The organism is Fluviicola taffensis DSM 16823, assembly GCF_943372375.1.
Classification (GTDB): Bacteria; Bacteroidota; Bacteroidia; order Flavobacteriales_D; family Crocinitomicaceae; genus Fluviicola; species Fluviicola taffensis_A.
Genome location: NZ_CALRYJ010000014.1, coordinates 121182 through 133282, shown reverse-complemented (window position 1 = coordinate 133282; position 12101 = coordinate 121182). Strand labels below are relative to the sequence as shown.

The 12101-nt window shown below is 42.0% G+C and carries 8 protein-coding genes; all 8 read left to right on the top strand.

Annotation, left to right across the window (positions count from 1 at the left end):
- A partial coding sequence (locus AAG807_RS17055) for a PKD domain-containing protein (RefSeq protein WP_341906545.1) occupies nt 1–3228 on the top strand: 3228 nt, incomplete at its 5' end.
- Between the two features lie 87 nt (nt 3229–3315).
- On the top strand, nt 3316–4356 hold the full coding sequence (locus tag AAG807_RS17050; protein WP_341906544.1) for an amidohydrolase family protein: 1041 nt from the start codon (nt 3316–3318) through the stop codon (nt 4354–4356).
- A 4-nt stretch (nt 4357–4360) separates the two neighbouring features.
- Nucleotides 4361–6964, top strand: coding sequence for a hypothetical protein (locus AAG807_RS17045; protein WP_341906541.1), 2604 nt, complete (start codon nt 4361–4363; stop codon nt 6962–6964).
- Between the two features lie 188 nt (nt 6965–7152).
- On the top strand, nt 7153–7776 hold the full coding sequence (locus AAG807_RS17040; RefSeq protein WP_341906540.1) for a response regulator transcription factor: 624 nt from the start codon (nt 7153–7155) through the stop codon (nt 7774–7776).
- Between the two features lie 189 nt (nt 7777–7965).
- Nucleotides 7966–9210 (top strand): T9SS type A sorting domain-containing protein, encoded by a 1245-nt coding sequence (locus AAG807_RS17035; protein WP_341906538.1) that lies wholly within the window; start codon nt 7966–7968, stop codon nt 9208–9210.
- 21 nt (nt 9211–9231) lie between these two features.
- Nucleotides 9232–10092 carry an ABC transporter substrate-binding protein gene (locus AAG807_RS17030; RefSeq protein ID WP_341906536.1) on the top strand — a complete coding sequence of 287 codons (861 nt, stop codon included), beginning with the start codon at nt 9232–9234 and terminating at the stop codon, nt 10090–10092.
- A 121-nt stretch (nt 10093–10213) separates the two neighbouring features.
- On the top strand, nt 10214–11254 hold the full coding sequence (locus AAG807_RS17025) for an iron ABC transporter permease (protein ID WP_341906534.1): 1041 nt from the start codon (nt 10214–10216) through the stop codon (nt 11252–11254).
- A complete protein-coding gene (locus tag AAG807_RS17020; RefSeq protein ID WP_341906532.1) occupies nt 11251–12099 on the top strand; it encodes an ATP-binding cassette domain-containing protein in 849 nt (282 codons plus the stop codon). Before AAG807_RS17025 ends, AAG807_RS17020 begins: the two co-directional genes overlap by 4 nt.
- Nucleotides 12100–12101 lie beyond the last annotated feature (2 nt).

Below are 12101 nucleotides of genomic sequence, written 5' to 3'. Positions count from 1 at the left end.
GATAATATCAATGTGACGGGCGTGGTTGCTTCCACTCCTCCAACTCCAAGTTTCACAACTGTTTCAGCTTCGGTTTGTGCAGGACAAAGTATCTCGTATACGAATACTTCAACAGGTTCTCCGACCTCTTATTCGTGGACATTTCCAGGAGGAACTCCAGGAACTTCTACGGCTGCAAATCCAACAGTCACTTATGCAACGGCTGGTACCTATAATGTGGTTTTGACTGCAACAAATGGTTCGGGATCGAATACGACAACCATGACAAATTATGTGACAGTGAACGCACTCCCTGCAACACCAACAGTTACAGCGGGTGGAGCAACGGCAATTTGTGCAGGAGGTTCCGTTACATTGACATCTACTACCGGAACAAGTTATTTGTGGTCGACTGGAGCAACTACTCAAGCAATTACTGCAACAACAGCTGGAACATATACTGTTCAAGTAACAAATGCGGCAGGTTGTCAAAGTTCAAATAGTAATACAATTACAGTGACTGTGAATGCTGCACCAAGTGCGCCGACTATCACCACCGGAGGTTCAACGACATTCTGTGCCGGTGGTTCGGTAACGCTTACTTCAAGTACTGGAACTACTTATTTATGGTCGACAGGAGCTACAACAGCTTCAATTACAGCTTCCGCAGCAGGAACGTATACCGTGCAAATTACAAATCCAGCCGGTTGTCAAAGTGCAGCGAGTGGGGCGACAACGGTTACGGTTAATCCGGCGCCTAGCGCACCGACAATTTCAGCAGGTGGTGCAATAGCTCTTTGTTCAGGAGGTTCGGTTACTTTGACATCAACGACAGGAGCAGGTTACTTGTGGTCAACAGGAGCAACAACCCAATCGATTACTGTTTCAGCTGCGGGAACATATACTTGTAAAGTAGTCAGTGGAGCAGGTTGTCAAAGCCCGAATAGTAACTCCATTACAGTGACAGTTGGTACGTCGCCAAGTGCACCGACAATTACAACAGGTGGTTCGACCACTTTCTGTTCAGGAGGTTCGGTTACATTGACATCAACGGCAGGAACAAGTTATTTGTGGTCGAACGGAGCAACAACTCAAACGATTACAGCTACTACAACCGGTTCTTATACCGTTCAGGTTACCAATGCAGCAGGTTGTCAGAGTGCAGCGAGTGGAGTTACAACAGTTACGGTTAATCCGACACCAAGTGCACCAACGCTTACTGCTGGTGGAGCAACCACATTCTGTTCAGGAGGTTCGGTTACTTTGACATCAACGACAGGAGCAGGTTACTTGTGGTCAACAGGAGCAACAACCCAATCGATTACTGTTTCAGCTGCTGGAACATATACTTGTAAAGTAGTCAGTGGCGCAGGTTGTCAGAGCCCGAATAGTAATGCGATTGCAGTGACTGTCAATCCGGTTCCGTCAGCACCAACAATCACAACTGGTGGTTCAACGACATTCTGTTCCGGTGGTTCTGTGACCTTAACATCAACGGCTGGAACGAGCTATTTGTGGTCGAACGGAGCAATAACTCAAACGATTACGGCAACTACAGCCGGAACTTATACGGTTCAGGTAGCGAATGCTTCCGGTTGTCAAAGTGCAGCGAGTGGAGCTACAACTGTTACAGTTAATCCGACTCCAACAGCACCGACAATTACAACAGGAGGTTCAACCACATTCTGTTCGGGAGGTTCTGTGACCTTGACTTCAACGGCTGGAACAAGTTATTTGTGGTCGAACGGAGCAACAACACAAACGATAACAGCTACCACAGCCGGAACTTATACGGTTCAGGTTACGAATGCATCCGGTTGTCAAAGTGCAGCGAGTGGAGCTACAACTGTTACAGTTAATCCGACTCCAACAGCGCCGACAATCACCACTGGTGGTTCAACGACATTCTGTTCCGGTGGTTCTGTAACCTTGACCTCAACAGCTGGAACAAGTTATTTGTGGTCGAACGGAGCAACAACTCAAACTATTACCGCAACTGCTGCCGGAACTTACACGGTTCAGGTAACAAATGCATCCGGTTGTCAAAGCACGGCAAGTGCAGGAACTGCTGTTACAGTTAATCCGACTCCAAGTATTTCTTTGGGAGCAGTTACTAATCCAAGTTCTTGTGGTTCTACTACAGGTTCAATTGCTGTCAACGGAACAGGTTCCGGATCGATTGCCTGGTCTGGGACAGCTTCAGGATCTGCTTCGGTAGCTTCTTTACCGACAATGATTTCAAATCTTGGTGCGGGATCTTATAACATTGTATTGACAAGTGGAGCTGGTTGTGCTTCGAATACGCTTTCGGGAAGTTTAACGGATCCGGGAGCACCGACACCTCCGGTAATCACTTCAAGTACAACCGTTTTATGTCCGGGAGATTCCATTACCTTGACATCTTCATACCCTTCGGGAAATACCTGGTCAACTGCATCCACTGCTTCAAGTATTTCAGTGACGGCAGCAGGAACATATACTGTTCAGGTTACAAATGCGGGATGTACTTCCACTTCCAATCCGATTACAATAACGGACGCTGCACCATTTAGTGTGAATGCGGGAAGTGATCAGGCGGTTTGTTCAGGAAGTGCAGTTACTTTGACCGGAGGTTCGACCGGGGCGCCAACTTTAGGATGGAACAATGGTGTTCAGGACGGAGTTTCATTCGTTCCTGCAAGTACGAATACATACACCCTAACAGGAACAGATGTGAACGGTTGTCAATCAACAGATCAGGTTACGATTACTGTCAATACGAATCCAACAGTTGCATTCGGTAGTTTGGGACAGGTTTGTACCTATAACCCGGCATTTGCAATTACCGGTGGAACACCTGTTGGCGGAACATATTCAGGAACCGGAGTTTCATCCGGTAACTTTGATCCTTCGGTGAGTGGAGCGGGTAGTTTCCCAATCGTCTATTCGTATTCTGATGCGAATGGTTGTTCAGGGACAGCTCAATCAACCATCATTGTGGATCCTTGTTTGTCAGTTGCTGAAAATGCACAATGGAACATGACAATCTATCCGAACCCATCAGTTGGTAAAATTGAAATTACATCGGATGTGCCATATACCAACCTGAAAATGGTGGATGCACAAGGAAAATTGATTTTTGATTTTGAGATCGATCAGTTTGAAGCGGTTAAGACCATCGACTTGTCATCTTATGCAAATGGACATTACACCTTACAGGTGTTTGGTGAATTCGGAACCAAGTATCATCAGGTTGTAATTAGTAAGTAATTCGATTTATATAAAAAAAGTAGGGGTGGAAAATTTTCTGCCCCTACTTTTTTTCTGCTTACTTTTGATGGAAAGATTTAATCGAGCATGCAGAAACTAAAAATCAATGGTCACGGACATATTTTACCTGAACCTTCGGAAATTCCGAAATTCATGCGTGAGAAGAAATTGTTTTGGATAGATGATGATAAGAAATTCATGCGACAAGATGATTGGGCCCGACCGATTACCGATCCAAGCTTCTTCTTTGATGAGAAGATCGAGTGGATGGAAAGACATGGTATCGATCATGGAGTGATGCTGAATTTATCCCAGGTTTACTGCAATGGTTGGTCCAGACAAGATGCTTTTGATGCGATTCGTTGGCAAAATGATTTCAATGCAAGTGTACAGGAACGCAGACCGGATAAATTCACGAGTGGTTTTGTTGTTCAACCGCTTTACATGGAGGATGCTTTGAATGAAATTCGCCGTTGTGTAGAAGATCTGAAGATGAATCTGCTTTGCTTGCCCACCCATTTTTTGAATAAGGACAACGAATGGCTTTCCGTAGTGGATGATTCCACTTTGCCTTTGTTTGAGTTGGCGAATGAATACAAACTGGCAATCGAAATTCACCCGTATGACGGGGAGAAGATGGTAGCTCTGAAAGATATGTATTGGCGTTTTCACCTGGTGTGGATGATGGCGCAAACAGCAGATACTTTGCACATGTATGCATTGAAGGATTTCGTCAATAAATACCCGGATATCCGCACGTGTTTTGCACATGGCTGTATGCTTGGTCAGGCAAATTACGGAAGAAGGTTACAAGGGTTTGATGGTCGTCCTGACCTGTTTACAGAAACGCGGGACCCACGAGCCAGTTTAGGTCACCCGAATTTGTTTTTCGACACCTTGGTTCATGATTCATATACCTTACAATTGCTGAAAATACGGGTTGGTTCGTCTCAAATTGTTTCCGGATTGGATGATCCATATCCTTTGGGAGAAATGGAAGGAGTTGCGAACTCTTATCCCGGAAGAGTAATCGATTTTGCTGTTGAAGTGGGAATTCTGGACCAGAAAGAATCAGATGCGATTTGGTATGATAACGTATTACGTTGGTTAGGCAAGACCTCAATCTGATCGGATGTACTGTAGAGCGCTATTTCTTTTTATGCTATGTGTTTTCCGGATTTTACCCGGATTTTCTCAAGAAAGAAAAGATTCGCTTGGACATTTGCCCATAGAATACGCGCGCTTTGTAAAAAATCCGAACCAGCTTTATGGATTTTATGAACGGGGAAGCAAAGGCAAAAAAGGAGATTTAAGCATTGAAGTTTTCAAATCTGTTGGAAAGGGACAAAGCGATGTAGTGGATTTCAAGATCAACCGTTTGAAGATTCCTTCGATTGATTCCATTGAATTTTATATTGACGCAAAACAGATTGCCAGTTCTAAAATAAATGCCGTAAAACGCCGGATTTTTTTACCTGCCTCAAACAAGGATTATGATGTCCAGGCAAAGTATGAAGGACGGATTGTTTCTACATTGCACGTTTCGGTATTACCGGTGGTTACCCAACATTTGCGAATTGTTCCCCTGCGTAAGATGAAGATGAACAGGGACAGTATCGAAAATGAACTGAATTACCAATTCCGGGCTGCAAATATCCGCTTCGATGTCACAATAGAACCTGTCTTTGAAAACGATGCACTTGAAAATCCGGGATTGTTTGAAAATCCGGGATCGGACCGGTTGAAATATACCGACCAGATGCGTCATGTAAGGGATACTTACATCAAATCCTATAAAGAAAAGACAAAGAACAGTTTGCTTTTCTTCGTGATTCCCAAATTTGTCAATCCGGGACTAGAAGGGTACATGGTGAAGAATAAAGCTTTGGGATTTGTCGTGCAGGCTGATTCAAGGCAATTGTCGCATACCATTGCAACAGAGTATCTGGATGGTTTTGCAAATATCGAAGCTTTTGAGAAAGATAGAAGAACCCTCCTTGGTTGGGGGATAGATAATGAAGAATGGATTCGGATCAATAAAAATCCCAAGGTATATTCCATCATTGATGATTACGAAGAGGTGGTGACCAACAATGGATTGATTGCCTATTATTTTTTCGAACAGGGAAAAGATGGGACCATTGTTTTGAAGAACAAAAGTTTCCTGGCTTCTGTCGTGCGTCCAATGAAGAAGAATACCTATTCGTATCACTTGCAAATAGATAATATTTTATACAAGACCCTATTCCGAATCCAGTCAAAACCATTCAATACGCTGCATTTACTCAGTGTTGTTGCTTCGATTTCCGGTTTTATTTATGGTTTCCGAAAATTGCGCGCTTTTCTGAAAAAACGAATGAAGAAACCGCGCCTGGTTTCATTTTTCTCCAGATTGATCCAGTGGTTGGGAATTCTCTTTCTTTCTTTTGTGATGATTAAGGTGGTCGATTTAGGATATTCCTGGTTTGAAGTCACCGATGGGATTATCAAGTCGTATTCCGGATACAAAGAAAAGAAGGTACTGGATCTGTTGTTTGATAATACGCATCCCAATAAATTAGAGGAAAAGAAAATAGGTTCGGAGCTCATTATTAAAAGAGGAAGGCATTATTTTCTGTACGAACGAAAGAAGGTGCTTTACTTTAAAATGAATGTTTCCAAAACAAACGTTCCGTTAAAACTTCGGTTGATTGCAAATTCGGATTCCTTGAATACAGCTGTTCTGGACGAATCGATTCCGGCAGAAAGTCATTACATCGTTGTGAAAGTGTATTCTGCTAAAGGAAAATGGCTGCGCGATCAGGTATATAATCATTTGGGAGTTGACCTGACCTCCAAGTTGAAACTGGCGGATCCCCCCAAGCGCATTTTGATTTTTGTAAGTGGATATCGACCAACTTCTCTTGGAAGTACATTCGAGGAAAATTTTGAAGATATCCGAAGCAATGGTCTGGAATTTCCCAATTCCCTCAATCGGTTATTTACCGAAGACCGATACAATTATTGGCATCCGTGGAAAGAGATCGATGATAACTTCAAGGAACGAATTAATCCGACGGAGTATTATTATGCCGATGGACATCATTCCGTTTCAACCTCCAATCACAGGAGTCTGTTGAATTTCAGTACCAACTCCAGCATTTATCCTAAAAGATGTAAGAACCATCAATTTCATACATGCTATACAACAAGTACGGTCGGTTCTAAGATTTTCGGTTCGAAACGGGCAAAAACGATTGGTTTGCTCGCTACAAGACCGAATAAAAAGGGCTTTGCAATGCGATTGAATAACGGGAAAATAGCCGGAAGAAACCTGTACCAAATGTTAAATGAATTGCCGAATTCTTCCGGGAATGACACCTTGTATCTGGTGGTTCATAGCATGGGATTTGCCTATGCACAAGGAATGATCGAACAATTGAGAGGGAGAATAAATTTCGGAGGATATTACATTCTGGCACCGGAAAATGCAACAGCAGGAACCGTAAATCTAACCGAATGGAAACAGGTTTGGCAATATGGAAGTAACCTGAATGCACCGAATCAGGATGCGCCTTGCCTGCAAGATGGTGTTGCTCCGCAAGCTTGTGTAAAAGGTCTGAGCGAAGAACAACGCATCTATTTTCCTCAATCACTCTATAAGCACAAAGGGTATTTTGATTCTCACTTTGTTGGATATTACGACTGGGTTTTGAAAATTCAGGCTGGGAAGAAAGGATATATCAGGCAGAGATAATTCCTAATTCCTATTTCCGAATTGGAATAGTGTGTCAGATAATTAATTAAGGACCTTCTAAAATCATTCGTAATTCGTATCCCGATAGCTATCGGGACGTAATTCGTAATTAACATTTACCTTTTTTATGGTATTGCAGGTTCTTGGATAAGGAGTCAATTTTGCTATTTAGAATTATTCTACATAGTATGAACCTTTATTTGGATAGTCGCAATCAATTAATCAGTCTCGGATTCAAGGAATTGGTACAAACAATTTTTGGAGAGGTAAGTGTTGAATGGCATGCAGGAAATCCTAAAATGGAACAGGCGATCTATGAGAAGAAGCAGGTTGTGGTCTATAACTTTTCAGGGAACTACCAGGAAATTGAGAATAATCTGAAAATAACTCCTGAAGATACCGATTGTATTAAGGTTGTTCTGATCATAAACGGAGATGTTTCCAGTCTTCCCAAATTGGTTTCTTATGGCGTTTCCGGCTTTATTGATGTGAATTGTACCTTGAAAGAACTCCGCGAAGCATTCCAAAAGATCCTGCACAATCAGAATTATTACTGTGAATTGGTTTGGAATCAGATCCTGAATCAGGATGAGGAAATTAGCTCGCCTTCTGAATTCAATCTGACAAAACGGGAAATCGAAATTGTGGTATTCTTGCTGAATGGGAAATCGACCAAGGAAATAAGCCGGGAACTTGGACTAAGTCCACATACCGTTCAAACACATCGCAAAAACAGTTTCAAGAAATTAAAAGTGAAGTCCTTATCGGAACTCTTGTTGTTCGAAATGGAAAATCAGGTGTTCAAGAAATGAACCTACCCTGTAAAGGGTATTCTTTTCCGCTTGTTTTGGCGATTGTGTCAACCCTATAAAGCCAGTAGTTTTGCAAATGTTATTTAGATTAAATAAAAACAAGAGCTGCTTGTGATCATTAATCCGCGGCTGCGGATTGGTAAATAAGTTAGCTGCAACGGATACCATAACAATATAAAAACACATAACATGAAAAAAGGATTACTTCTATCATTCTTAACACTGGCTGGATTTTCAAATGCACAACTGGTCAGCGACTCCGTATCAATGGGAGCTTCATACGCAAACAACGTTTGGTATAGTTTGGAAAACGATGAACAAGGAACTGCTCAGGCAGCAAATAACTGGGATTTAGGTTTCGCCACAACAATCAGCCCGTCAAATTCATTGGCAGCGTCTATTATTTTCAATAACAAGATCGGAACAGTATATGCAATTCCCGGAACGAATGGAACGGATCTGGCAACTGCGGATACAGCAGGTATCTCAACTTGGACAACGCTTTATAATTCCGAACTGACTTGGACTGAAGGAGCTTTGAATGCTGCAAGTGCGGGTGGTACTGACTACGGTTGGGGAAATTACGATGCAGTGAATCACACAGGAATTGTTGCTAACCGCGTTTTTGCAGTGAAGTACTCGAATGGTTCTTGTAAATTGTTTACTGTTTCCCTTTCATTCATGAATTCGGAATATACCATCAACTATTCCAATGCGGATCATTCAGGAACAGGGACTACAACGATCGCCATTACACCGTACGCAACAAAAAATTATGTTTATTATCCGGTAGGAGGAGCATTGATCGACAGAGAACCGGCTTCAACGACTTGGGATTTGTTGTTTACACAATATGCTACAAATAACGGAGCTCCATACCCGTATAACATGGTGACAGGTGTTTTGCACAATGTTGGAGTAGAAGTGGCTGAAGTTCACCCGGTGAATAATCCAGTGACGGATATGTCTTACGGATCAGCAACCTATTCTGAAGATATCAATACAATCGGTTACGACTGGAAAACGTATGCAGGATCATACACGATTGAAGATTCATTGGTTTATTTCGTGAAGGATGTTGACGGAGATTATTGGAGATTGATCATGACAGGTTTCTCTGGTTCTTCTTTAGGAAAAACAGTTTTCAAAAAAGAAAAAGTATCGAGTTTGAATGTGTCTGAAAACCAGGAATTGATTTCAGGAATTTTCCCTAATCCGGCAGTAAATAATGTAACAGTGATGATTGATTCGAAATCAACTGCAACAGTTAGAGTATTGAACATGACAGGTCAGGTAGTATTTGAAAGTGATGCAAATTCCAATGCATTGGAAGCGGTAAATATTTCAACTGCAGACTTCACAAACGGAGTTTATTTGGTTCAGGTTTCCAATGGAACTTCAGCTACAGCTCAACGTTTGGTTGTACAACATTAATCTCATTGATTGAAAATTAAGATGAAAAATAGTGGTTTTTTATTTCTTGCTCTTTTGTCTCTGGCAACTGCTTGTAATTCAGGCGCAAAGTCAGATGTTGAAAAGGAAGAAAAAGTGGAAGAGAAACGAATCGTTTCTTTGAACGGATCGGTAACTGAAATCATCTACGCAGTGGGTTCCCAAAAGGAACTCATTGGCGTTGACGTAACGAGTACTTATCCGGCTGCAGCTGAGAAATTGACAAATTTAGGACATGTCCGTAAACTAGCGATTGAAAGTTTATTGGCATTGAATCCTACCCATGTCGTAATGCTCGAGGATGAGGTCTCTCCGGATTTGAAATCCAAATTGAAACAGGCAAAAATCGAGTTGGTGACTTTCAAGCATCCGAATAATGTGGAAGATTCAAAATCGTTGGTGAAAGAAGTGGCATCCTGGTTGGGAAAAGCGGATGAATCGAAAACACTTGTTTCTAAAATAGATTCGGGTATCAGAAACCTTTCAAAACTGGTAAAGAAACCGAAAGTGTTGTTTGTATACGCACGAGGAGCAGGAACCTTGATGGTTGCCGGAGAAAACACACCATTGGAGAAAATGATCGTTTTGGCCGGAGGAGAAAATGCGGGTAAAGGATTCACCGATTTCAAACCGTTGACAAGCGAATCAGTCATTGCTGCAAACCCGGATGTGATCCTGATGTTCACTTCAGGTGCTCAAAGTTTGGGACCCGACGGAATCTTCCATGTTCCGGGGGTTGCTGCAACGAATGCAGGAAAAAATAAAGCATTAATCCAAATGGATGGTCAGCTGCTAAGTGGATTTGGTCCGCGTGTGGCTGAAGCGTTAATTGAATTGAATAAAGAATTTAAAAAAGTTCAGTAGTTTGAACGGTTTCAAAAGTTCAGATTAACCCCGATCCGCTTCGGTGGATCGGGAATTTGAACCGGAAACACTTTTAACTAAGCATGCTTAGCGTAGTCGAAGCATGAGCAAAAAAAGAGTCATGTCAAGACAAGGGATAGTAGGTCTTTCATTGGTTGTTTTATTGATAGTTTGCTTCGTTGTAAACCTGTCAGTAGGGAATGTTCATGTCCCGATTTCCCATGTCTTTGGCAGTTTGATCGAGAAGATTGGAATTCAAACCGATTTGAAGATAACAGAGATTGAATACCATGTGGTTTACAATATCCGGTTCCCAAGAGCAGTCTATTCCTGTTTAATTGGTTCAGGTCTGGCTGTCTCCGGTGCCGCACTGCAAGGAATTTTCCGAAACCCTTTGGTTGATTCCGCTTTAATTGGAATCTCAACGGGTGCCTCGCTATTTGCCTCACTATTCATTTTGTTCAACGGTTTAGTCCCTTGGTTGATTATTTTCAATGAGGGACTTTCCCTTTCTATCGTTGCCTTTCTCGGAGCATCCCTTGTGGCATTTATTGTTTACAGATTGTCTTTGAGCAATGGTGAGATCAACTCATTGACCTTGATTTTAGCAGGAATTGCGTTGAATGCTTTAACTGCTGCCTTGACTGGTTTGCTAACCTTTTTTGCAACAGATGATGAATTGCGCGATTTGACCTTTTGGACATTGGGAAGTTTAGGTTCTGCAAATAATGATTCGGTTCTCTTATTGGCTGTTTTCACGATTGTCCCGATGATCCTGATTTTCTTTCAGGCGAAAAGTTTGAATGTACTTGCATTGGGTGAAAGTAATGCTCAATACATGGGATACAAAGTGAAAACAATTAAGCTCTTAGTGATTGTCTGTTCCACCTGCATGGTAGGGGCTGCAGTTTCAATGGCTGGGGTGATCGGATTTATTGGTTTGGTTGTTCCGCACATCATCCGAATAGTATCAGGACCTAATCACAAGTTATTATTGCCATTCAGTGCTTTTTTCGGAGCGATTTTGCTTTCCGGAGCGGATATGATCTCACGAACAATCTTGCCTCCGACAGAAGTTCCGATCGGAATTATCACTGCATTGATGGGAACTCCGGTTTTTATTGGGATCATTTTTAAACACAAACGCAAATTCTCCCTTTGATCGAAGCGAAAGACATAGCGTTCACAGTAAAGGGAAAACAAATCCTGAAACCGGTTGATTTTATAACGGATCGGGAAGAGTTTATCGTGATTCTTGGTCCGAATGGAGCTGGAAAAAGTACCTTGGTGAAACTCCTTTCAAACGGATTGAAACCAAGCTCTGGGGTTATTTCCTATTACGGAAAAGAACTGAAAGATTGGACTTTGGATAACCTGTCGAAATACCGGGCATACATGCACCAGGAAAGTATGATTGCTTCCAATTTCACCGTTCGTGAAGTACTGGAAATGGCGCGTTACCGTTATCCTGAAACCCGCAGTCTTTTCAACAAAATGGTTCTCGAAAAGATTGTCAAAGAATTGAACCTGGAAGCATTGTTGGATGTGGAGTTCAATTTTCTTTCCGGAGGTGAGAAACAACGTGTTCAGTTCGGAAGAGTACTCTTGCAATTGGAAAGTAAAGATAAGGCTTCCCCCTTTGGAGGGAGGATTGAAAATCAACCGATCAAGTATTTATTCCTGGATGAACCACTGAATAATCTGGATGTGCGCTACCAAATTGAATTGTTGAAATGCGCACGAAAATTTGTAGATGACAAAAGAGGAAGTGTGATTGTTGTGATGCACGATATCAATCTGTGCTATCAATATGCCGACCGCGTTTTGTTGATGCAAAATGGAAACGTCATTATGGACGGAACGATTGAAGAAGTGATGCGTCCGGAGTTATTGAGTCAAACGTATCAGATTGAACTCGAACAGATTCAATCTCTGGATGGAGAATTGTTTTACAGACATACATCTTATTCTTCGAATTTACTAGATAACACAATGAATAATAAATAAAC